A 23,935-nucleotide genomic window follows, 5' to 3' on the forward strand; every position below is an offset into this window, starting at 1 on the left:
GCCCACGAGACCTGCAATAAATGATGGCACCTACTAAAACAAAAAACCATCGCCCTAAAGCAATGGTTTCTGTTTATCTTCTTCGATAGTGCTCTGAATTAGTTGCTTCCAGTTTTCATAGAAGCTTTGAGGTGTATATTGTTCTTTCACTAATTGCTGTGCATTGTTACCCATTCGTTGTCTGTCTTCTGGGCTATCAAGCAATTTTTTGATACGATCTGCTAATGCCTCAATTTCTCCATCTTGTACAAGATAGCCGGTTTCCTCGTTTTGGATGAGTTGAGCTGGTCCATAGTTGGTGTCATAAGCCACAACAGGTGTACCGTTGGCAAATGATTCGAGAATACTTTGGACGAAACCTTTCGCTTCTGCTGTAACGATTGAGACAGCTGATTTCGAGTAGACCGCATCTGTATCTTGAACTGGTTCTTTAAGTTTTACACCGTGCGCGACTTTAAGCTTTTTAATTAATTTCTTCAGCTTGTCTTCTTCTTCGCCCGATCCGTAAATTTCAAGCTTCGCACCTGGTATGTCGCGCGCAACCTCCATGAATGCTTCGATTGCTTGGCCAATGCGGTTTTCTGCCGTAAAATCTGCAATCATCGAAACAAGCAACGAATTTTTTTCATTCTTAGCACGTGGCATTTCAACGCTTGGTGAAATAACATGAATATTGCCTCTGTTGCCAATCTCTTTGTGCAAGTCCAACTGTTGCTGTGATGTCGGCACAACGATTGGAAAACCTTTAGAAACGATATCAAGTATTGGCTTAGTTGCTTTATTATAGTCACTGCCCAATGTGTAAGGCGCTTCAAAGTGATTTTGGTGTATGTTATAAATTTTATACGCTAAATCATCATCAAGCTGAATGACGCGATTGACAGTTAACACGCCGTCTACAATGATGACCGGTTTCACGACTTCAGTTCGGCACAATTCTTCTAGCCAGTAAATTTGAAAGTCTTTTCGATTCGAAAAGTCCTCCGCTTTTTTATGAGCAGGGTCAAATAGGAAAAGCGCTTGCTGCTTATCTGTTTGGTAATTGAACCAATTGGTGCAGTAACAAAAGCCATCGGGCGTAAAGAAGCGCTCTTGGTTCTTTTTATTATTGGCTGGGTGATACAAAGTCTCTCGAATTTTGTAGCCCTTCGGATTGTATTCTTCTTTTCGGATACGTACACGATTTTCATCGAAGTAGTCGATGAACTTCAGCACGCCATCCTCATCCCATTGCTTATACTTGATATAACTGCCGTTTTGGAAATAACGTGCTATTGTATCACCATCTTGTACCCAGTAGTCGCCCTCATATTTTTTGATATTTTGTTCATATTGGGCTTTTTGAGCAGCGGACACTTCTTTAGAAGAGAACTTTTGGCGGTAATAATCAAAGACGTTTATTACTTCAACCTCTTTTTTTAACCAGCCTGTAGCATAAAGCCCTTTAATAATCTCATCATAATTAATTTTAAAATCCATTGTCAGAATAACCGGGCGATACTCGTCATTTGCAAATAGGGATGCTCGCTGTAATAACTCTTTTGTTGTGTCATCCAACGTATCACTAATGCCCCAAGTTGTCATAAATACTGTTCTTTTCATTGAGTTCACATCCTTTTAAGGTGAAACACGGACCGAGTTTTAGCCTCGATCCGTGAAAAACTACTTGTTGTTCTGTTTGCGGCGATTGGCCAATTTATCGCGGAAAGCCTTTTGATCTTCAGGCGAAAGTTTATGATATTTCTTAATGAATTCGGAATAGTTCTTCATGACAATATTAGTCGGCCCAAATTCTCGTAAGTGGCCGCCTTCAATCCAAGCAATCTTCGTACAGAAGCTTCGTACCTGCGACAAATTATGGCTGACAAAGAAGATGGTCTTGCCACGTTTTTTATATTCATTCATCTTTGCAAGCGATTTGTCAGCAAAGGTTTGGTCACCCACCGATAGCGCTTCGTCGATGATCAGGATATCAGGATCTGCGGTCACACTAATTGCAAAGCCGAGTTTTGATTTCATCCCGCTAGAGTATTTTTTTACAGGCTGATAGATAAAGTCCCCAAGCTCTGAAAACTCGATAATTTCAGGCATGACTTTTGCAATTCTTTCTTTGCTATAGCCCATCAACAAGCATTTGAATTCGATATTCTCGATGCCTGTCAATTGACTGTTCAGGCCTGCATTGATAGCAATCACATTGACTTCTCCATCGACGATCACCTCGCCAGATGTTGGCGGCACAATACCACCGATGATATTGGATAGAGTCGATTTGCCGGAGCCGTTGATGCCTACAAGGCCGACAACATCCCCTTTTTCGACTGCGAAGGAGATATCTTCTATTGCATTAAAATCAGACCCAGATTTTCCAGGCAACACAAGATCTTTCAGCTGCTCGCCCTTTGTTTTATACATACGATATGTTTTAGTTACATTTTTGATAATCACGGATTCCGCCATGGTAATTCTCCTTTTAATACATTTTTAGATAAAGTCAGAGAAGCGGTTTCTGAATTTAAAGTGCGCTGTTGAACCGATTAACAGAAGGAATAGAATTAATCCCCAGTTGTATAGAGTCAGCTGCCAGTGTTCTACAATGTACCAGTCATTATATAAAAGCGAGGCTCTGTAGCCATTAGCTAGATAATAGAATGGGTTAAGCTGTAAAATACTTTGAATCCAGTGCGGCATCGATGTAGAACGATCCCATAAGATAGGTGATAAGAAGAACATCGCTTGTAATAGTGACTGAATAAGCATTTGAATATCCCGTACAACAACAGTAAGCGTTGATGTCACGAGTGTAATCGCAAATGCGAGAATATAGCTCATCAGTAAGAAATAAATTAGCTGTATATAATAGATGCTTGGGTAATAACCCTTAATCCAGAAAACAACCATAATGAGGCCTACAAGCGCTAAATGGCCGTAATATTTCCCCATGATGATATAGCTCGGCAATACGGATAATGGGAAATTCATCTTGGCGACCATCGTATATTTTTGATAAATGGCCTTTGACCCGTTTAGAATCGCCTTATTGATGAAGAACCACATTGATATCCCTGCGAGCATCCAATAGATGTACGGTATTTCTGAATGGCCGTTCGTGATATTCTCTTTACCGCGAACTCCAAAGCCGAAGACGAACCAGTACATCGCCATTTGTATCGCTGGATTAAGTATTTCCCATGCAAAACCTAGATAGTTGTTTTGATTGTCGATGCGCAATTGAAATTTAGCCAAGCGCATTATTAAATAAAAAGAATGGTATTGTTCTTTTATAATTTTTATAAGTGCTCTCATTTCGTTAATTCCTCAATTTCGTGGTTTTGATTTCCTAAATGAATACTGCTTCTGCCCCTTATCGCATGCTTTGTCGCTTACGCTACAATGCTAACGCTAGCGGCAATCGAAGGTTCCACAATACACCAATTCATTTATATTTATTAAGAAAAATACTTCAACATAGTATAACATATTAATGGAAAATATTCCGTTAGCGCAATAACATCTTTTTGTGAAATTTGTCACGCGGTATTTTTTAGAAAAAGTCGGCAAAACTATGCTATAATCAGTAACTATAAAGATAAACTTCAATCATTTTGATTTTTTTACTGACTGATTGTTGCGTGTTATTAAGCTGCATTTATTAATATGTGGCATAGTACTGCCATTGCAGGATAGATAGTTTTTGTAGATTGGGTGAATGAATGAGAAAAGAATGGTTAATTGAACTATTTTTATTTATAAATAAATGTATTTTTGAATTGTTTAATCTAATGCCTTTAAAGAAAAAAATTGTATTATTATGTGATTTTGGAGACAACGCGCGCTTTGTGGCGAATGAGCTGGCAAGGCGGGGGGAAAAAGGTTTCATCGTGCTGCGTACCTCTAAATGTAAAGAAACATTTAAAGGGACCGGAGCTAAGGCGATTTTGTCGTTTAGTCCAACTAATATAATGGATTATGTGAGAGGTCTTTATCATTTGGCAACAGCTCGGACCATTTTAATTGATAATTATTTCCCTATTCTGAGTGTGACGAATTTCCGGCCAGATGTAGAGTGTATCCAGCTATGGCATGCAGCAGGTGCTGTGAAGAAGTTCGGTATGCAGGATGCGAGCGTGCTGTTTCGCTCTCCCGCTGCAGTACGCCGTTTTAGACGTGTGTACAATCGTATGAATCGTGTCGTAGTAGGCTCAGACGAGATGGTCCCAATTTTCAAATCCGCATTTGAGATGAAGGATGGTCAGTTTTTACGTTTAGGCATTCCACGTACAGACTTTTTCTATGACCTGGATGCTATGGAAGCGGCGAAAATTGCATTGTTCAAAGAATATCCCGACATGATCGGCAAACGCATTATTCTTTATGCGCCTACTTTCCGCGATCAGCAGCTCAATGCACAAAGTATTCCGATAGACTTTAAGGATATCATAAACGAACTTGGCGAAAATTATTTATTAATCATTAAATTGCATCCTGCTGTGGCGCAAAATTTGGCAGCGATGAATCATCCACAAATTATCTCTGTAAAAAATAATGTACCAATTAATGATTTGCTGTGTGTAGCTGATTGCGTCATCTCAGATTATTCTTCGATTCCATTTGAATACGCTCTCCTTGGGAAGCCACAAATCTTTTATCCATATGATTTGGAGAAATATGAGATGGAACGTGGTTTTTGGACCAACTATGAGGATCTTGTGCCTGGGCCTGTCGTATCAACGGACGATGAACTTGTATACGTTCTACAAAATAATGTATTTGACCATGAGCGCATTCAACGATTTTCTGCTTCGTGGAATCAATTCTCGGATGGTCACGCAAGCAGCAAGCTAGTTGATTATTTGCTTGCACGAAATTAGTTGCGCATTGAATGGAGGCATTACTGTGAAACGAATCATTACATATGGCACATTTGATCTTCTCCATGTCGGCCATATCAATATTTTGCGTCGGGCAAAAGCGCTTGGTGACTATCTTGTCGTTGCCGTATCAACCGACGAATTCAATGCCATCAAAGGTAAACAAGCATACTACAGCTATGAGGACCGAAAAACCATCCTCGAAGCAGTCCGGTATGTGGATGAAGTCATCCCTGAAAACAGATGGGAGCAAAAAATTGACGATGTTAAAACACATCGGATTGACACATTTGTCATGGGCCACGACTGGGAAGGCAAATTTGATTTTCTAAAAGATTATTGCGAAGTGATCTACCTTCCTCGAACAGAAGGTATTTCTACAACGAAAATAAAAGATGATTTAATGACAAAATAACTGCAGAGGTGTCTCTGCAGTTTTTTATTTGGTTGCAGGTTCTCTAGGACGCTTCTACTCATTTTATTGTTTGTATGAACTCCCTTAACCTATCAATATTATTCAGACATATAGTAAAAAACAAAAAGGCGAATGAATAAGATATTGAGTGTTATTTATTATTCTACTCCGGAATATTCTCTTTATAATCCTTAAAAAACTTACCTAATGTTAATAAATATAATATCCAAATAACAGATCCTGTGGGATCCACCCCATGCTGAGAACGTCCACCCAACAAATAAAAAATAACAATTAAAACCATCATACATGTAGCAATTAAAGCCTCTACTAACGCTTCCTGTTTCTTACCTATTGTCCATCTAAACTTTTCATTTTTAGAAAAATAAAAATTCAATAATAGAACTACTACTAACAAAATAAGCAAAAATGCAAATATAAGTTTACTACCTCGTACAAAAAAATCGAAAAATAATATAAATACTAAAATTATATTAAATATAAAAAAAGTGATTTTTTCCAAAAACACACTTCCTTTTCTCACACGGCATCCCTGTTAGTTAATAATACCAATATTGAAAAGATGAGTAAATTAAATATTCATTTCTCCAACACTTCCTACTATAATCTATATCTTAATCTATGCATTTAATAATAACTTTTCCTACCTTAAAAATTACAAGTACGATTTTCTTTTTAATATTTCGTCTGTAAATGTTAAATCATTGACGATCAAAAAATATAAAAAAACTGCCCACTCATAACGAATGGACAGTCTTTATTTTATTTCTTCGCAAACATGTTTGCAATTTTCAATGCTGTGCGAACGGATTTACGGTTTAATGTACCTTGCAAATGTTTAATTTGTTTTTCTTTTTCTTCTAGTCTGCGTTTTTCAGCAGAGCCGCTTGAAGGTGCTTTTGCTTTTGGTGCATTTTTGTTTTCAAGCTCAGAAAGTGTTTCAAAACGTTTTACCGCTTCTGGAATTGTGCAGCTTGTAATAGGTTCTAGAGGTGGCTGTAAATCAACGCCAGCTAGCTTTTCATCAAGCGGAATACGTGTTGGTTCGTTGCCATTTTTATAGATATGATCGATTTTGCTTAAATTTAGGAAATCGATATAACGATCAAAATTCTCGCCTTGGTATTTTGATGCTTCATGGAAATCCACTTTTTCAATTAAGTCCCAAATGTTTGTGTTGTCGTCAATATCCTTTGCCCATACATGTGTTAAATGGTGGTACTCAGTTAATTCGCGCATACGACCATCTTTTGGAATCATCAAGCTTGGCGTTCCGGCAATTGTTGACGTAATGTTGCCGTGTAAACGTGCGCCGAATGCAAAGTCTGCTTGTTGCAAGAATTCTAACCATGTAGGAACGTTTAGGAAATAGCGAACACGGTTATTAGCATAAACAGGATCTGTAATTTTTCCTGGATAGTTGCCATTTTCGATTTTTGGAATTTCTGGATAACCAATATACGTCAATCTCAATTCTTTCAGCCATTGGGGGATGAAGTAATGATTTGGGAATTCATCCATGCTACGTGTAATGAAATCTAACACATTTTTCGGTGAAAGACGTGAAGAATTGACAGCAACCATAGATTCTGGCGTAATATTCGTTTCACGGATTTTTAGCTCTCGACCAAATGTGTACATAGATGGGCACCCGATTGCCATATGATCAACGCCGTCTTTAAAGCCAAGGCGAGTTAGATAATCCGCCGTAATTTGGCCGCGCACCCCGATCATTGGAGATCTTTTTAATACAGCTTTAACAAATGCTTTTACGTCTTCGTCAAATTCAAATTCATCATCCGGTTTAGGATCAAATGTTGTACGTAAGCCAACGCCTATTACGTAAACGGGAATTTTTAATTTGTTGATTAACTGCGTATATCTGCGTAGTGTTGGCACAAAATCTTTACGGAATGCATCCGCAAGCGGAATTAGATAAGCATCATAAGTTTCATTGATGTAGTCTGCATCTTTTGGATTGATTTTATAATAATCGGGCACGAATTCTACGTTCTCATCCGTCATTAATGTACGGTACACACTGTATGCATAAATTAGGTTGCCTACATTTCCGCCAATTGAATTGTTCACAATCATCTCCGCGGGGCTAAACGTTTGAAATGGCGTAATCCCTGAGCGTATTAAATATTTCTTCATGTGTTGATAACACTCCTTCTTCTTTCATAGGGGGTTAAGACTTGGAAGCCATGCAAGCGTCAATTAAATCCGCTACACGTTCAGTAGATTTGCCATCCAAATCCTCAAAGAATTTGTCTGTAAATGTTTTATAATCTACAGCTTTCACATCTTTTAATTGAATTGCTTCATCAATCATGGCATCACAGGTACGGACAATCGGACCTGGCGTAAAGTCTTGGTATGGAATATAGAAATCACGCGTTTCGATATATTCTTCAAGGTCAAAGCAATAAAAAATCATTGGTTTATTTAATAATGCGTATTCAAAGCAAACAGATGAGTAGTCTGTGATTAACACGTCTGTAATAAACAATAAATCATTTACGCTTGGATATTTCGTGAAATCTTGAATCTTATCCTTGTATTCAGCAGGGATATGAACTTTCTTCTTCACAAATGGATGCATTTTGATTAGGAAGATGGTATTGTCATCCAACTTTTCGTAAATACGATCGAAATCAAGCATCTCCATTGGAAAGTGTGCACTGCTTTGTCCATTACCTCTAAAAGTTGGCGCATAGAGTACGATTTTCTTCCCTCTGAATTCCGGATACTTAGTATACAACATTTCTTCTTTATCTTTCTTGTATGTTTCATCGAAGAAAACATCAGTACGTGGAATCCCAGTAGGAATAACCTTGTCCAAAGAAACACCAAAGCCTTCCGCATAGAAGGGCGCAACAGTCGAAGAGCTGACCGTTACCTTTGTATAGTTTTTGTGGTTTTTGGAATTCGGATCTGGACCGCCAATTTTGCCGACACGGCTATAGCCGAATGTTTTAAATGCGCCCACTGCATGCCAAAGCTGGATTAAATCAGCATTTTTACGGATTTTCAGCGGATACACCATTGGATAAAAATCATCGACCATGATGACTTTTGATGTAGCCATATTATAGGCTAGTTGGATAATTTCTAAATATCTTTTGCGTTTTTTAACACTTTCTTTTAGCAAGAAATAATATTCATAATTATGCCTTCTCTTCAACTCATCATAAACAAATTGAAAATTGTCGCTCAATGTTTTGCGGCTATCTGAAAGAATCGAGATTTTGTTGTTATCGATTGGCAATAGAGAAAACATTTTATAAAGTGCTTGGAATATTTCTCTTTTGAATTTTCTATCTAGTTTCTTCCGAAATTTCTTTTTCACTTTTTTTAGCTTCTTCAATGCATGTACCTCTTTTACCGTTTAATGAAAATATTATGGCGTCATTGTGTTGTTTCTGTAATCGCTTCATTCGCCACACCTTTTTGCCGTATAACTTTCTACATTATAAAGTTTTTTCTTCATTCGTTCCAGTGGATTCCACTAAATCACGACAAATTGTGCTATTCTTCTCATCCTTCTGTTTTGTTACCGCTTTGTGATTTCTTTTCTGATTTTAACTTTTTGACTTCTTTTTTCAACTCTTTATTTTCTTTTCTAAGCTTTTTGACATCTGTGGTTAAGGTTCTTAGCTTTTCCGCAATTGTTAATTTATATAAATCATTTTCACGAATATAGTATAATCTTTCACTAAATGTAGCTGTCACGTATCGGTCTGCTTCCTCAGGCATGTTCTCGTTGATAAAACGTGAGAAGGCAAGAAGCCATTCTTTCTTTTGTCCCATTGTCATGTGCTTGTTCTTGAAGAAATCCTTTGATTGTCCATGACGGAACATGCGCGTCACAAATTTGCCCGCCAGTTTATGCTTGTACTCTGTATCTCCGACAGAACCTTGATATATAGAATGAAGGATGTCAGCCATTAAACGAAAATATAAATCTGTATTTAGTTCATTTTCCGATAAATGTCCATCCTCGTGCTTCGTCACAAAGTAGCAATCATAATCAGCTACAATTGAGATTTGCTCCGTATTACAATACATGGAAACTGTGAATGCTTGGTCCTCTGCTACAATGGCGTCTGCGTCAAAAGATAGCTGCAACGCACGCACTTTCTCTAATCTGAACATTTTAAGGGCTGACAAGGCATAGAACAGGCTGTCATCTAGTATTTCTGCCTTCTCTAAATTTCCTTTGGCAAAAATAGCTTCCGGTACTTTCCTACCCTTCACGCCGACATATTTACCGATCACTATATCGGAATTGTTGGCATGGCCATATGCATACATTCTTTCTAAGGCTTCTGCACCCAAATAGTCATCACTATCGACAAAAAAGATATACTCGCCCTGCGCCATGGCGATTGCTTCATTTCTCGGTACACTGGCACCGCCCGAATTTTCGCTGCGATAAATCGTTTGGATGAGCGATGGGTAGCGCATTTTGAAATACTCAAGTATGCTCTGCGTCCGGTCAGTTGATGCATCATCCACGACAATAACCTCATACTCATCTTTATTTAAAGATTGTTCTACAATTGAATTCAAGCATGTTTCAATATATTCTTCCGCATTATACACGGGAACTGCTACGGTTACTTTTTTCATATCCAAAACCTCCACTCATAGTATATCCATTTTTTCCTTATATCCCAATTTAGTATTTTATAATCTTCTATCAATGATTTTATAGGGAACATTAGGTTTTTAAGTAGAAGAAAAACAATTAACAAATAAAAAGTAGGTATATAATTAAATTAGAGAGAATTTTTTATTAGAAAGAGGGATCAGTATGCAGTATACGATTGAACCAATTGCCTTTGTTAACAATACAAGAAAGCATATTGCGGATGATCAATGGGGGCCAATCATATCAACAATTGAACTTGTGGAAAATATAGATGAAGCCTCACTAAGGGGCATTCATGAATTCTCACATCTAGAAATCATTTTTTACTTTGATAAGGTTTCAGACGATAAAATTCAGTATGAAGCAAGACATCCAAGAAACAATACAAATTATCCAGAGGTCGGCATTTTTGCGCAACGGGCAAAAAACAGGCCGAATAAAATAGGTGTCACGATCGTTGAGCTGATTGAACTAAAACAACGTTCATTCATTGTAAAGGGGTTAGATTCAATCGACGGCACACCTATTATTGATATTAAGCCTGTAATGAAGGAATTCTTGCCTAGAGGTGAAGTAAGACAACCGGATTGGTCCGTTTCTTTAATGAAAAATTATTGGGGAGATTAAACGCCCATTAATCTGTAAGAAAAATACCCGTATACAAGCAAAATGTATACGGGTTTTCAATATAAATTTGAATGTAATTGTAGCGGAACAATTATTGAAAAACAATTAGATAGTTCCTCTAAAATTTAACAATCGTTCTGCCTACATGCTGACCATTTTTAATAGCTTCAATTGTTTGTGGTACTTCTTCAAGCGAGATTTCATTTATTAAGGTGGTTTGAGAAATATTCCAGTCATTGACTATTTTCTCCCAAACAGCAGGACGATCTTCAATTGGTACATTTACTGAGTCAATGCCCAAAAGGCTTATTCCTCTTAGGATAAATGGCAACACAGTTGATGATATTTTTATACCCCCTGCATTTCCACACATACTCATACTACCGCCATAAGAAATTTGAGGAATGAGGACAGAAGCAATGTCGCCGCCCACAGTATCTAGGACAAAGTCAAAGTTTTGCTTATTCAACGGTTTATTCAGTTCCCCTAATTCATGTGCAAAAACGATCTCTGTTGCTCCTAAAGACTTTGCAACCTCTACCTGATAATCTTTTCGAACTAAAGCAGCGATATTTTTGTAACCTATTTTAGATAAAATTTGTAAAGCTACGCTACCTACTCCACCAGTTGAGCCAGTGACTAGGATTCTAGCATCATTGTTTACATCCAAGCCTTTCTTTTCTAAAGCGATGATAGAGAGCGAGGCCGTAAATCCAGCTGTTCCAAAAACCATAGCTTCTTTTAAGGTTAAGTTGTTTGGCAATGGAACAATCCAATCTCCTGGTATTCTCGCATACTCTGCAAACCCGCCTGTATGGCTCACTCCAGTACCAAAACCTGTAACCAATACTTTCTGACCTTCTGTGTATCGACTATCTGTTGAACTAACAACAGTTCCACTTAAATCAATACCAGGTATCATTGGATAATTCCGAATCACTCCTGAATTTTTTTGAACAGCTAACATATCCTTATAGTTTATGGAAGAGTATGCTACCTTAATTAACACTTCTCCCTCAGAAAGAGCGTCCATATGAACATCCTCTAACCCATAAATGACCTGATCTTGTAGTTCCTTTACCACTATTGCCTTGAATGTATCCATAGATATCTTCCTCCTTTTGTTGCAAAATACTTCTGATACAAAACTATTTCATTGTAAAAGTTACCATGATATTATAGGTAATGTCAATTTGGAGGAGATTTAATGGAATTAAAAGAGTGTATTAATTTTTTACTAAGCGTAAGTCAAAATAAAGTGTTTAAATACTTCAGCAAGCTATTAGAGGAATATGGCGTGACACCCGCTCAATATGGTGTGTTGAATTGCCTGTGGAGAGAAGGACAATTATCCCCTAAACAAATTGGAGAAATGGTCCACTTAGAAGCCCCTACTGTCTCGGGAATATTAGATAAAATGCAAAAGGCCGAATTAATAGAACGTTCGGTAGATCCAAACAATCGTAGAAATGTCCTAGTAATAGCAACTGAAAAGTCGAATGAAATCAGAGAAGAAGTAGAAGCAGCCACAGATAAGCTAAATCATAAGGTTCTTCAAGATTTAACTGAAAGCGATACAGAAGCGTTAAAAAAAGCATTAGAAGCTATTATAAAGTCTGATTTCTAATGAACTTATCCTGTCTAAGAAAGGACAACACATTAAAGGTGTTGTCCTTTTTTCAGCTCACTAGTAGTCTCTTTGTCGCTATCACAAACTCATATAGGAAATACCCTGCAAAGCATAATAAAATACACCCAGCAATAATCGATACCCATTTGATCATGGTTTGATTCATCACTTTCCTTGTTACAGCAACAATAGAAAGCAGACCAACATCATGAAGTAAGATTCCGCTTAATATCCCCGCTCCAACAACTAAAAATTTCGTTGGTTGAGTCATATCATAAGAATCGGAAAGTACAGCGCCAAAAACAGAAATCCAAAACATAAGATTTCCTGGTGAAAGAGCTACGAATAAGCCATTACGATAGGAGCTAAAAAATGATACATTCGATTTATCACCAGCAAGTGCAATGTCTTGATTCGAGTTTTTAATAGAATCGTACCCTAAATAGGCTAAGAAAAAAGCACCAATCAGCCACATTGGTATTTGTATATAAGATATAGAAAGGATAGATGCCAATCCCATATACAAGGCAATAATTAATAGGAAATCAACCGTCATTCCACCTAACCCTACAGCCCATCCTTGCATAAACCCTTTTTTCAGACCTTGTTTCGTCATTTCTACCGTCATAGCTCCTACAGGCATTGCAATTGCAAGACCAGCTATTAAATATGTAAAAAATAAACTCAAAAAAACACTCCCTTCAGAAATCTCTCCATCCACATATTTCTATTTTTAATATAGCATATATTTTTAAATAATTATTCACTATTATAAATATTAATACAAAAAATATACTAATTAGGGGTTTTTTTATTCTATATAGATTAAACAAATATGGAGCAACTTTAAGAAGGGCATCACATAGTGATGTCCTTCATAATTGTCTTATCTAGTTTTGATTATAAGCGCATATCATTAGAGTGTTTGTATGAAACGTTCAAGACGATTCATGCCTTCCTCCAATTCTTGATCTGAATAGGCGTATGTAATGCGGAGGTAGCCTTCTCCATATGGAGTAAAGACAGAACCTGGGATGGTACCGACACCGGCTTCCTTCAGAAAACGTACAGCAAATTCTTCAGAAGTAAGGCCGAATTTTTTGATGGATGGGAAGATATAGAATGCACCAGTTGGCAGCTGTACATCAATTTCCATTGCCTTTAACCTTTTGTATACATAATCTCTACGTCGTATATAGCTTTCATTCATAATTGCAGGCGTATCCCTGCAGTTTGTCAGTGCTTCAATGGCTGCATATTGACTGGGTACAGAGGCACAGATAGCATTGAAGGAATGCACTTTCACTACTTCTTGAATAAGTGGAGCATCGGCAAGCAGGAACCCGATACGGAAACCCGTCATAGCATGGGACTTAGATAGACCATGAATAAGAAAAAGGCGATCTTTTAGTTCGGGATAATAGCCAAATGAACGGTGTTCCCCGCTAAATGTATTTTCGCTATAAATTTCATCAGATACAATGTAGATGTCCTCTTCTTTTAGCACTTCTGCCAATGCATCCATTTGATCGGGTGTAATCGTGGCACCTGTTGGGTTCGATGGGAAATTAAAGATCACCGCTTTAGTCTTAGGGGTAATGAGCTCTTTTAGTTTGGTCGCAGATGGTTGAAAACCGGTGTCTGTCGTATCCAAATAAACCGTTTTTGCACCGCAGTACGAGATAACTGGCTCATAGCCTGCATAAATAGGAGCAGGCAAAATAACCTCATCGCCTTCCTGTAAAATCGTACGGAGCACTGAATCAATTGCCTGGGAAGCCCCATTCGTCACAAGGATTTCAGTATTTGCATCATACTGGCATTGGTATTTATCAGCTAAAAATGTAGAGACTGCTTTCCGAAGTTCTACTAACCCAGCATTCACGGAATAAGTAGTTAAATTATTTTCGAGTGCATAGATACCAGCTCTTTTTACAGCCTCCGGTGGTGCAAAATCAGGTTGGCCTATGGTTAAATTAATGGCATTTGGAAAGTTTACTAGAAGGTTGGAAAACTTTCGAATTCCGGGCAAACCGATTCGATGGATTTGTGGATTCAATGATAATGGCATAGTAATTCCCTCTTTCCCTATTTCTCTATCATTCCATTATAGTGTTCAATTCGGAATAGTTGAACAATTATATGTATAAAAGACGGAAAATTCTCCTAAATCCATAAAAAAAGCAGACAAACAAGAAAATGTTCGTCTGCTGCTTATTTAAACAATTGCTCAACAATGCTCTTTGCGATATGTGAGGTTTGGGAAAAATTATATTCTACCATGCGAGAGGTATCATATGAATCGCCTGTATGCCGACTGTTAATCCAATCGATCAGTGCTGACCTGCTTCTCAAAATAGCACCGTCTGAAATGTTATGAAGGTCATTATATAACCCGCGATTTTTTGTATAAGCTTCTAAGTCTGGTACATAATGCGCTAATGGCTTGTGGAATAGCGCAAATTCAAATATGGCCGAAGAATAATCAGTGATGAAAGCATCTGCCACAAGCATCCAATCATTTGTAGAAAACTGCCCGTCAACGATGATGTTGCTCGTTTTTTGAAGCGCCTCGAAATGACTATGGTCAATATACGGATGACCTACAAAGACAATTAGCTTGTCCTTGTCAAGATGTCCGGCTGTCTTGATCAACTCTTCTACGATATCGAGATCAGATTCCTTTGAGCTGCTTCCAGCGCGGTATGTAGGAGCAATCAGTATTTTAACCATCCCTCGCTGTTTTTCAGACAAGGTCTTTAATATCTGATCTCGCGTCTTTTCTACAAACGCTTGATCGCTAAAGTAATCAATGCGCGGCACGCCAAATGGAAAAATACGATCTCTCTGCATATGAAATGCTTCTGCATAATACGGAATCATGTTTTCAGAAGATACGAATACATGGGTATAATGCGAATGGATTGGCACAACGTCTAAATAACTGCTACTTGGACCAAATTTTGTGTTGATCGTACTATAGCCAAATTTCTTAAAAGCGCCTGCTGCATGCCAAAGTTGCACTATATCTGTTTCTTTTCGAGGATTGATTAAATAAACCGGCAAGTAATAATCATCCAACAAGATAATTTTGGCATCTGCAATCATATTGATTTCCTTAAACAACTTTACACTAATCTTGTTGTTCGGCTTAATAATATGAAATTGCAGCTCTGGGTGAGTCTTTTTCATTTCTTCATATACTGCCTTCAAGTTGCCTTCAAGCTCGTCTTGGCGATATAAAGGAATAACAACCTTATTAGACTTTACAGGCTTCCCCATGCATGCCAGACGATAACAGCACCGATAGATCAGCCTGTAAAGCGCTAATATTTTGTATTGAATGGTTCTTCCAATGCCCATTTTTAGATTTTCCAGTTCATGATGGTTTTGCCCCATGAATTAGAAAGGTCTGATTCAAATGCACTAAGCGCATCTTGTACAGATGTCACGTGGAAGACTTGTCCAATTAAAGTAGCTAGATATTCAACGATTTCTGGATGTTCTTTATAGATATCCACTGTACGTTGGAAGTCGGCCACACCGCTTCGGCTGCTACCGATAAGTGTTAATCCTTTTTCCAGTACCATGCGCGTATTGATTTCTACTGGATATTCACTAACGCCAAGCAATGCAATAGAGCCTTCTGGTTTGATGACATCAATGATTTGGTCAATTGCATATTGGCTTCCCTTGCCTCCAGCACATTCGAAGGCATGATCAATTTCATAGCCTTCTGGGATATCATTAATGTAAATCGCTTCATCACAGAATGAGAATTGATTTAATTTGTAATCTGTTTTCCCAAAGATCGTCACTTTACAATCAGGATATAGCGTTTTTAAGAATAAAGATGTAATAAAACCTAGATTGCCGTCTCCCCAAACGCCGAATGAACTACGGCGTTTAATGGATTTTTCTTCGAAACGAGTGATAGCATGCACAGCAACAGAAACAAGTTCTGTATAGGCAGCAACATTCATATCAATATCTTGCGGCAATACAATTAAACGGTCGCGGCGAATAAATACATAATCCTGCATAAATCCATCATAGCCGCTTGATCTGAAGTGGCTTGTAGTCAAATAATTTTCTCTAATATAAGGATCTTCTTCTGTAGGCTTGTTCGGTACCATAACAACCTTTGTGCCTACAGGGAATTCATCTTGCGGGTCATAAGCGATTTCACCAACACCCTCATGAATAAGAGCCATCGGAAGCTTTTTCTTCATTGCTTCTTCGCCGCGCGTTCCTGTGTAATAGCGTTGGTCCGCCGCACAAATAGAAAGATGTGTAGGGCGTACAACCACTTTTTCCGCTGTTATAGAGCTGTCTTTATAAGTGACTTCAATTTGTCTTGGTGATACGAGGCGATAAATTTGGTTAATCACTTATCCATACTTCCTTTCAATATTGCGTTGGAAACACTTAAATCGTACGGAGTTGTCACTTTGATATTAAATGTTTCACCGCGCACTAATTTCACTTGAAGACCCTTGATGGCAAATATTTTACACGCATCTGTAAGGATTTCTTTCTCTTCTTCGCTAAGCATACTATAAATTTGCTTTAATTTATTAATTTTAAAGGTTTGTGGGGTTTGCCCTTGATACATATGTGATCTGATTGGAATAGACGAGATATATTCGCCGTCTGTTGATTCTACAATTGTATCAATCGCACTGATAACAGTATCCACAGCATCATTCTTTAAGCCCTCTTCAATATTTTGTTCAATAATGCGGTGCGTCAAGAAAGGTCTTACCGCATCATGTGTAATGATGATATCTTCATCGCTGACCGGAGAAACGCTTTCAATATATGAAATGATGTTCATGATGGTATCGTTACGATCAGTGCCGCCTTCGATTACTTTAATGTTTGGCATTGTTAGACCGTATTTCACTAATGTATCGGTAGTGTGACGTATCCACTCTTTTGGAGTTGCAACGATAATAGTATCGATTTTTTTATTTAGTATAAACTTCTCAATTGTGTGGATAATGATTGGTTTTTCATTTAAGTGTAAAAATTGCTTTGGCATTGGCACATTGCCCATTCGCGTGCCTTTTCCGCCTGCTAGTATTCCAGCATAAATCATTTGTATAGCACCTCTTCTTATTTGAAATTCCGGCACTAGCCGGTATGCATTATGCTACATTATTACCTTGTCGTATTGGCACTAATTGTAGCATATTTTCATTGTATGTTCTACTAGCGCCAAATAGCGCTAAATTGCTTGATCATTCTTACATGACGTATAGATTAGGATAGGGTTCGCTCTTTTCATCTTAGTTATACAAAATCTTCTTTATACTGCCTCTCAAAAGATAAAAACAATGCAATGTCTATTGAATCGAACCTTTGTTCTTTGTTATAATGAAACGTAAGTTCGGTGAGTAAGAGATAAAGGATAGCTCTGCTCCATAATTATATATTTTTAAAAATTAATTGGAAAATTTTTTTATAAAAGGTTTAGTATTTGTTTATTTGGATATTTATTAAGATGGTGGAAATTATTTTTTGTACTTCCATGTCTTTGTAAATTGAACCAAAATAGTTATAAACTAACCTAATCTTTATAATAGAACTATTATTCATAAAAAAGTTTTCGACAAATTTCGATATTTCTGTCTTCTGTGGATAAGTTTATGCACAATGTCCACACTCATAGTCAACTGGTTTACTATTTTTCCACACAGTTTAATCACATCTTATCCACTATTTCTTGTGGATAAAGGGCATATTGTTTTGCTGGAAGCGATTTGTTAAATTAGGTGTACACCCAAGCAACCTACAATAATATTCTTTCGTTTGACCATATAGAACCAGTACTTTCAAAAAAAGAAGGAGGGAAGTTTATGGATACGTTATCAGACAAATTATTGGTTCAAGCATATAAAGATGCCAAAAGAAACAATTTGAACCCTGAATTCATCCGCATTCTTGAGGAAGAAATTCATCATCGTGTGCTTCGGAAAGTCTTATCCAACTCACAGGGCAGGGATATGTTGTTTGATGAAGAATCCCTGATGGAGATTCAGTAACTCCGTAACCGCTTACCTATACTCCGGTTGTGTTCAGTTACTGACTCCATATACCTGCCGTCTGATGATTTCCTCCATTGTCCTTCACTCAATTTTATTTTTAACTTCTTTTATTCTGTGTTTTACACCAATGCATATACACCACTATACCATCGACCCTTTCTGTCATTAGTCACAAAAGGTCTTAACTCTTCATATCTATGAGTAAGGCAGTGTGAAGACGGAGGGATTGGGATGAGAGGGTTGTGGAAACGTTTAGGTTTCAACTTTATGGATGCCGTCATATGGGTTTATTGTTGTTTCCTCGCCATACTATTAATCTTGCTATTTATCCTTCTCTTAATTGGATAATGTTCCCCTAATTAAAATAGATAATTTTTTTATATAGCAAAAGCACCCAATCTTTAAAGATTAGGTGCTTCTTAATTGTTTAACTTATTGTTCAACCTGTGCGTCCTCCATTGGTGCGATCTCTTTTGCGAGAGTATAGAATAACTCTTCATCTCGCTCTGCTAGTGCTTTGTCAATCAACTGCAAGCGATTAATGTCTTCCAGTTCTTTTATCAGCAAATCCATCTCTGAAGGGGCGCTCAGCTGTTCATCTCTTTTTAGTTCAAGATCATCTAATATTAACTCCAAATGTTTATTTACATCCGATGTCAACATCAATTCATGTAAGGGCAATCGAAGAAATCGGCTTCCTTTTTGAAATACAAAGACTTCTGACAAGTTCTCGATGCGCAAAGTGGATAAATTAATCACAATTTCCTTACCTTCTATAGGGATGAAATGAAATACTTCTTCGTCCTTTATTATGGAGAAATATTGATAGGCAAAAACCATTTTGAGCCTTGCGCCATCTCGCTTTGTGTAGAATGGTTCCATTCTTTTCACTTCCAACATTCTATTCCCCTCCTTATAAGGAATATTCTGATTATTAACAATATATCATGTAACCTTTAATCATGACACAAAAATCTTTGTCGCCTTTTCTGAATGTTTTTAAATTCATTTGCACAATTATGAAGGCTTTTGGCGAAACGGTTCAAAGGCATTTACGGCAGACCTTAAATAGCGATATAATGAAAGGAAAGTTTTTTCAGGAGCGATCACTATGAATATGAATATTTCTGAAGTGGCCAACAGATATGAAGGCTTTATACGCAATCAAATGGCCGAAATAGATTTACAACTTCATGCCAGCGATGCTGAGGATGAAGAATTAGTACGGCGTGCAGCCTTTTTGGCGCGCCATAATTATGTGAAAATCAACACGTTTAGCGAAACACAAAATACAATTCAATTTGTGGTTCAAGACGCTATGCCAACACTAGTTCAATTAAACATGAATACTGATCGCATATCATGCAACTGTCCAAGAGAAATATGGTGCCGCCATAAAGTGGCAGCCATTTTTGTTCTGTATCAATATATTGACTCTTTATCAGACTGGCTAGATAACTTCCGCAGAAGTAAATCTACACAGCTTCATCTCCTAAAAGATGAACGGTCGCCTGAATCTTGGTTAGCTCTAGTAGAAAGAGTGTATAAGGCCAACTTATTTCGTCAAACATCGCTCACTCCATACTTGCTGGAGAGTATTTTTCAAGATATGCAGCGCCAAGTTTTTCGTGAGACACCTCTCGAACGCGAATGGCAAAGTTTGTTTAAGCTTTTCACACATATGGCTTTAGTGATTCATACATGGAAGCACTTAGAAGATGTCCATAAATCCTATGGTGGCTATATCATTCGCTTTATCGATAATGAAAAGGAAAATATTAGGGAGCATATACGGACGACTTCTTCAAAATCCCGCCTTTTTGCTACAGATCCATTTTACGATACACTTCAGGCGATGGTTCGCCGATTTACTTTGCAGGAAAAGGGCTTTTTTGGACATCGTTTAATGATTTACAAGAACTTCTGGGAATCAATGTTTAACGAAAAAGCGAGACGTGAGAATGAGCTACAAACAATCCGGCAAACTACGCAAGTAGCGGATGATGTTCGTATTGAAAGCATAGAGTCTATGTTCTATATTATGCTGAAAAATTATGAGGAACTAGGTCGTGAGCTTTCGAAGATGAACTCGGAAGACCTGCTACTATGGCTCGACTTGGCTCAATTTGCCGCAAACAATAACGATTATGAAGCACTTTCAATGATTTTGCGTACAATGCTTCCTCACTTAGATACTTTTATAAATAACCATATTTCAATTCGTTACCGCCCAAACTTTGTGGGGGCTTTCCATAGGCTATGTTCTTATATCAATCTTAATGACGAAGAAGCGGAAGTTTTATTTGCAGCAGCTGGTACTTATGGGTTGCAGCCCTATTCGCTCTTTTTAGTTGAACGCGGTCGATTCACTGAATGGTCGGCGCTTCATCACCGCTTTCCTTCCTCACTCGGATATCTGGAAAATTGCGGTCTCAAAACAGTCGTAGAGCAAAAACCGGAAGTACTTTTGCCGCTATACCATTCTTTGGCGATGAATGAATTGGGCCAAAAATCCCGTCAGCATTATAAACAGGCAGTACAAGTATGGAAAAAAATGAAGACCGCTGCCAAAAAAAGCGGAAAGAACGAGTTTTGGAATCAATACATCGACCAAACGAAAAAGCAATATAAGCGCCTGCGAGCATTGCAAGAAGAAATCGAGAAAGGAAACCTCAAGCTATGACATTACAATCAAAAGTGCCAGCATCATTTTTGAAAACCTTGCTAGTGGAAATCAAAACTGAAAATGGCCAGTCCTACACGATCCAATCGCTTGATGAGCACGGCACACCTATGAATGTTGATGAGTGGCTATCTTTCCTTTTTTATCAATACGAGGCATCCTTTTATGGACTAACAGCAGTCCATACAGACGATACGGTTACAGTGACACCACTGGAATTCATCGAGCTGTTCTCAGCCCAGCAAAGGCATCCTTTTATTTCTATTGAAGGAGCAGATAAGGCTTCAAACGAAAGGATAGAGGCAGCTTCTGCTGCGTCAAAATATTGGTATAGCGAGGATCTTTGGGATTATGTATCAGTGCAAGAAGACCAGCTTGCCCTCCAATTGCCAATTAATGAACAAGCTTCACAATTAGTGAATACAGCCTTGGCCCAAAAGCTAGTTGAATTGGGGCTTGCCATTGGAGAAATCCCTTCCCTTTTATCTTATTTCCGAAATGGCGGTTGGCCTATCCATTCCAAAACTGTTGAGGATGAGATCTATGTTGGCATGAGGCTAAGAGAGCCAGCAGAAAACGAAGATGAATGGCACCTTGAAACCGTCATTCGAGGCAAGAAAAGTATGAATTACTGGGCTCCACCAGTGCGAAAACGTACCTTAAAAATTGAAAATGCTCTTCCTGAAAAGTGGAAGAACTATGCAATCGGCATTCAACAGCTGCAACAGCAAATGATCGACCTGTTGAGAGATCAAGCATATATGCAAGACGTTGACTCTGAGAAGTTCCTTTCATCTCGGTTAAAAGATGCGGATGTTCGAGAGTTTTTGCGGTCAGATTTCGCAAGGCTTCAAGCATTAGGTTTTGAAATTGTTCTGCCTGCATGGCTGAAAGAGCTGAAGGACTCCCGCTTCAAAGTGCGGGCAACCGCGAATACTGCATCAAACTATAAATCAGCTGCCGGCCTGCAAGAAATCTTAACATTTAACTGGAAGCTATCTTTAAATGGCCAAGAGATTTCAATGGAAGACTTCCAACAGATGGTGAATGATAATCGTGAATTTATCAGAGCTGGTACAGAATGGGTACGCGTCGATGCACAGTGGATGCAAGAGATTCGCAAGCTGATGGATAAAGCCGAATCGGAGAATTGGACAGTGAAAGATCTTTTGTTCCAAGAGTTGCCGGAAGAGCTAACCATTCCGCTTGACGACGAAGAAGAAGAGGAAGCAGATGATCCGTTCTTCCAATTCGAAATGCAAAAGTCCCTGCAAGAGTATGTTAAGAAACTTGTGGATAAAAAAGGCCTGCCACAAGTTCCCATCTCTCAAAATCTACATGCAGAATTACGTCCTTATCAACAAGAAGGATTTGAATGGCTATCCTTTATGCACGACCAACAATTTGGTGCTTGCTTAGCTGATGATATGGGTCTCGGGAAAACCGTACAGCTTATTTCTTATTTACTGCATATCTATGATGAAAACAAAGAAGCGTCACCGTCTCTGATTATTTGCCCAACCTCTGTGCTTGGCAACTGGCAAAAAGAATTAGCACGATTTGCACCTACCTTAAAGGTATATATGCATTATGGTCCAACACGTTTGAAGGACCAAACATTTTACGACCATTTGCAGCGTGAAAAACCGCAAATTGTGTTATCAACCTACGGTACCATCACCCAGGATGTAGAAATGCTTGAAGAAATAGAGTGGTCAAATGTTACGCTAGACGAAGCGCAAAATATTAAAAACATGCATACAAAACAATCGAAGGCGATTCGAAAATTGCGTGGAAAACATCATATAGCATTGACTGGTACACCTGTTGAAAACCGATTATCTGAACTATGGGCGATCTTTGATTTTATATACAAAGGTTATCTGGGCAGCTTTTCACGCTTCCAGGAAGAATATATAGCGCCGATTGAGCGAGATGATTCAGAAGTCCATAAACACCGTTTACGTAAGAAAATCCAGCCGTTCCTGCTGCGACGTACCAAGCAGGATCCTGCCCTTATGCTCAATTTGCCTGACAAAGTGGAACAACGGGAATATTGCCCGCTGACTGAGGAGCAGGCCGTGCTTTATGAAAGCTTTATACAAGAAACGGTGCAAAAACTGGAGACACTCTCAGGCTTTGAAAGAAAAGGGCTTATCTTAAAGATGCTTAATAAGTTGAAGCAGCTGTGTAACCATCCTGCTCTTTATTTAAAGGAGCCTTTCGAGAACGCCAAAGAAATGATGGAACGCTCTGAGAAGCTGGATCGTATTATTACCCTGGCTGGCGATATTGCAGGCAATGGTGAGCAATGCCTGATCTTTACACAATATATTGGAATGGGCCAGCTCATACAGCATTGTCTAACAGAACTCTATGATATAGATGCGCCATTTTTAACAGGTAGCATGCCAAAAAATCAGCGTGATTATTTTGTCGAGTCTTTCCAAAAAGGCGAATTTCCCGTTTTCATTTTGTCCTTAAAGGCTGGGGGCACAGGCCTGAATTTAACTGCAGCTAACCATGTTCTCCATGCAGACAGATGGTGGAATCCAGCAGTTGAAAACCAAGCAACAGACCGTGCGTACCGGATTGGTCAAACCCAATTTGTCCATGTACATAAGTTCATGACGACTGGGACGGTAGAGGAAAAAATTGATACATTATTAACCGAAAAGCAATCGTTGTCGGAAGAATTAATCCAATCCAGCCAATGGATTACGGAACTAAACGACGATGAGATCAAGGATTTATTGTCATTTAACTTTTAGCCAAATTAAAAAAGGTTCTGCTATTTACAGCAGAACCTTTTTATTATGTACAGATAAAGTCATACAATCGATGACTTCATCCGCTGTCTTCCCCATAGACATTTGTTTAATACGCTTTACTTTCATCACATAATTTCCCTGTACCTGTAATAGCCTTTTTTGAATTGTTCTGTGGATGATCATTTGGTTGAATTTTTTATTTAGAACAAT

At 38.2% G+C, this 23,935-nt stretch carries 21 protein-coding genes; 7 read left to right on the top strand and 14 right to left on the bottom strand.

The features are described 5' to 3' along the window. Positions 1 to 54: 54 nt before the first annotated feature. The 3 genes from RCJ93_RS09220 to RCJ93_RS09230 are packed head-to-tail and all read right to left on the bottom strand — an operon-like array spanning position 55 to position 3,306. On the bottom strand, positions 55 to 1,602 hold the full coding sequence (locus RCJ93_RS09220; RefSeq protein ID WP_150283485.1) for a glycosyltransferase: 1,548 nt from the start codon (positions 1,600 to 1,602) through the stop codon (positions 55 to 57). Between the two features lie 60 nt (positions 1,603 to 1,662). Next, positions 1,663 to 2,460, bottom strand: a complete 798-nt coding sequence (tagH, locus tag RCJ93_RS09225; RefSeq protein WP_066791782.1) for a teichoic acids export ABC transporter ATP-binding subunit TagH — start codon at positions 2,458 to 2,460, stop codon at positions 1,663 to 1,665. A 24-nt stretch (positions 2,461 to 2,484) separates the two neighbouring features. Continuing rightward, the gene (locus RCJ93_RS09230) at positions 2,485 to 3,306 is read right to left on the bottom strand and encodes an ABC transporter permease (protein WP_147195359.1); all 822 of its coding nucleotides are present in this window, start codon (positions 3,304 to 3,306) and stop codon (positions 2,485 to 2,487) included. 407 nt (positions 3,307 to 3,713) lie between these two features. Here RCJ93_RS09230 and RCJ93_RS09235 point away from each other — a divergent pair, with 407 nt between their 5' ends. Further along, on the top strand, positions 3,714 to 4,871 hold the full coding sequence (locus RCJ93_RS09235; RefSeq protein WP_150283484.1) for a CDP-glycerol glycerophosphotransferase family protein: 1,158 nt from the start codon (positions 3,714 to 3,716) through the stop codon (positions 4,869 to 4,871). A gap of 25 nt (positions 4,872 to 4,896) precedes the next feature. Next, the gene (tagD, locus tag RCJ93_RS09240; RefSeq protein WP_066791779.1) at positions 4,897 to 5,286 is read left to right on the top strand and encodes a glycerol-3-phosphate cytidylyltransferase; all 390 of its coding nucleotides are present in this window, start codon (positions 4,897 to 4,899) and stop codon (positions 5,284 to 5,286) included. A 163-nt stretch (positions 5,287 to 5,449) separates the two neighbouring features. On the opposite strand, the gene RCJ93_RS09245 is transcribed toward tagD, so the two are convergent. From RCJ93_RS09245 to RCJ93_RS09260, 4 genes are all read right to left on the bottom strand, one after another. After that, entirely contained in the window at positions 5,450 to 5,809 is a 360-nt protein-coding gene (locus RCJ93_RS09245) for a hypothetical protein (protein ID WP_150283483.1), read from the bottom strand. 260 nt (positions 5,810 to 6,069) lie between these two features. Continuing rightward, positions 6,070 to 7,464: a polysaccharide pyruvyl transferase family protein gene (locus RCJ93_RS09250; protein ID WP_066791777.1), complete on the bottom strand. Its 1,395-nt coding sequence runs from the start codon at positions 7,462 to 7,464 to the stop codon at positions 6,070 to 6,072. Positions 7,465 to 7,498: 34 nt separating this feature from the next. Beyond that, entirely contained in the window at positions 7,499 to 8,677 is a 1,179-nt protein-coding gene (locus tag RCJ93_RS09255) for a CDP-glycerol glycerophosphotransferase family protein (protein WP_150283482.1), read from the bottom strand. Between the two features lie 170 nt (positions 8,678 to 8,847). Continuing rightward, positions 8,848 to 9,942, bottom strand: a complete 1,095-nt coding sequence (locus RCJ93_RS09260; RefSeq protein WP_150283481.1) for a glycosyltransferase family 2 protein — start codon at positions 9,940 to 9,942, stop codon at positions 8,848 to 8,850. Positions 9,943 to 10,126: 184 nt separating this feature from the next. Between RCJ93_RS09260 and RCJ93_RS09265 the strand changes: the two genes are divergently transcribed. Next, positions 10,127 to 10,591, top strand: coding sequence for an SAM-dependent methyltransferase (locus RCJ93_RS09265; RefSeq protein ID WP_150283480.1), 465 nt, complete (start codon positions 10,127 to 10,129; stop codon positions 10,589 to 10,591). 118 nt (positions 10,592 to 10,709) lie between these two features. On the opposite strand, the gene RCJ93_RS09270 is transcribed toward RCJ93_RS09265, so the two are convergent. Then, positions 10,710 to 11,696, bottom strand: a complete 987-nt coding sequence (locus RCJ93_RS09270; RefSeq protein WP_446738903.1) for a YhdH/YhfP family quinone oxidoreductase — start codon at positions 11,694 to 11,696, stop codon at positions 10,710 to 10,712. A gap of 102 nt (positions 11,697 to 11,798) precedes the next feature. Between RCJ93_RS09270 and RCJ93_RS09275 the strand changes: the two genes are divergently transcribed. After that, positions 11,799 to 12,218 carry a MarR family winged helix-turn-helix transcriptional regulator gene (locus RCJ93_RS09275; protein ID WP_150283478.1) on the top strand — a complete coding sequence of 140 codons (420 nt, stop codon included), beginning with the start codon at positions 11,799 to 11,801 and terminating at the stop codon, positions 12,216 to 12,218. Between the two features lie 52 nt (positions 12,219 to 12,270). Here the strand turns inward: RCJ93_RS09275 and RCJ93_RS09280 are convergent, their stop codons facing one another. From RCJ93_RS09280 to RCJ93_RS09300, 5 genes are all read right to left on the bottom strand, one after another. Further along, positions 12,271 to 12,909 (bottom strand): LysE family translocator, encoded by a 639-nt coding sequence (locus tag RCJ93_RS09280; protein ID WP_150283477.1) that lies wholly within the window; start codon positions 12,907 to 12,909, stop codon positions 12,271 to 12,273. Positions 12,910 to 13,137: 228 nt separating this feature from the next. Beyond that, positions 13,138 to 14,292 (bottom strand): aminotransferase class I/II-fold pyridoxal phosphate-dependent enzyme, encoded by a 1,155-nt coding sequence (locus RCJ93_RS09285; RefSeq protein WP_446738904.1) that lies wholly within the window; start codon positions 14,290 to 14,292, stop codon positions 13,138 to 13,140. 143 nt (positions 14,293 to 14,435) lie between these two features. Further along, positions 14,436 to 15,584, bottom strand: a complete 1,149-nt coding sequence (locus tag RCJ93_RS09290) for a CDP-glycerol glycerophosphotransferase family protein (protein WP_223823502.1) — start codon at positions 15,582 to 15,584, stop codon at positions 14,436 to 14,438. A 2-nt stretch (positions 15,585 to 15,586) separates the two neighbouring features. Then, the gene (locus tag RCJ93_RS09295) at positions 15,587 to 16,612 is read right to left on the bottom strand and encodes a ribitol-5-phosphate dehydrogenase (RefSeq protein WP_147195379.1); all 1,026 of its coding nucleotides are present in this window, start codon (positions 16,610 to 16,612) and stop codon (positions 15,587 to 15,589) included. Beyond that, complete coding sequence (locus RCJ93_RS09300) at positions 16,609 to 17,322, bottom strand: IspD/TarI family cytidylyltransferase (RefSeq protein WP_066791769.1); 714 nt, start codon at positions 17,320 to 17,322, stop codon at positions 16,609 to 16,611. The genes RCJ93_RS09295 and RCJ93_RS09300 overlap by 4 nt, the downstream gene beginning before the upstream one ends. A gap of 760 nt (positions 17,323 to 18,082) precedes the next feature. Here RCJ93_RS09300 and sda point away from each other — a divergent pair. Next, positions 18,083 to 18,268 carry a sporulation histidine kinase inhibitor Sda gene (sda, locus tag RCJ93_RS09305; protein ID WP_066791768.1) on the top strand — a complete coding sequence of 62 codons (186 nt, stop codon included), beginning with the start codon at positions 18,083 to 18,085 and terminating at the stop codon, positions 18,266 to 18,268. Positions 18,269 to 18,703: 435 nt separating this feature from the next. Here the strand turns inward: sda and RCJ93_RS09310 are convergent, their stop codons facing one another. After that, the gene (locus RCJ93_RS09310) at positions 18,704 to 19,171 is read right to left on the bottom strand and encodes an IDEAL domain-containing protein (RefSeq protein WP_066791767.1); all 468 of its coding nucleotides are present in this window, start codon (positions 19,169 to 19,171) and stop codon (positions 18,704 to 18,706) included. Positions 19,172 to 19,382: 211 nt separating this feature from the next. Here RCJ93_RS09310 and RCJ93_RS09315 point away from each other — a divergent pair, with 211 nt between their 5' ends. Both RCJ93_RS09315 and RCJ93_RS09320 read left to right on the top strand, forming a co-directional pair. Further along, positions 19,383 to 20,954 carry an SWIM zinc finger family protein gene (locus RCJ93_RS09315; RefSeq protein WP_150283475.1) on the top strand — a complete coding sequence of 524 codons (1,572 nt, stop codon included), beginning with the start codon at positions 19,383 to 19,385 and terminating at the stop codon, positions 20,952 to 20,954. Then, positions 20,951 to 23,725 carry a DEAD/DEAH box helicase gene (locus tag RCJ93_RS09320; RefSeq protein ID WP_150283474.1) on the top strand — a complete coding sequence of 925 codons (2,775 nt, stop codon included), beginning with the start codon at positions 20,951 to 20,953 and terminating at the stop codon, positions 23,723 to 23,725. The genes RCJ93_RS09315 and RCJ93_RS09320 overlap by 4 nt, the downstream gene beginning before the upstream one ends. The last annotated feature ends 210 nt before the right edge of the window (positions 23,726 to 23,935 follow it).

The sequence above is a fragment of the Rummeliibacillus sp. BSL5 genome, assembly GCF_052928305.1.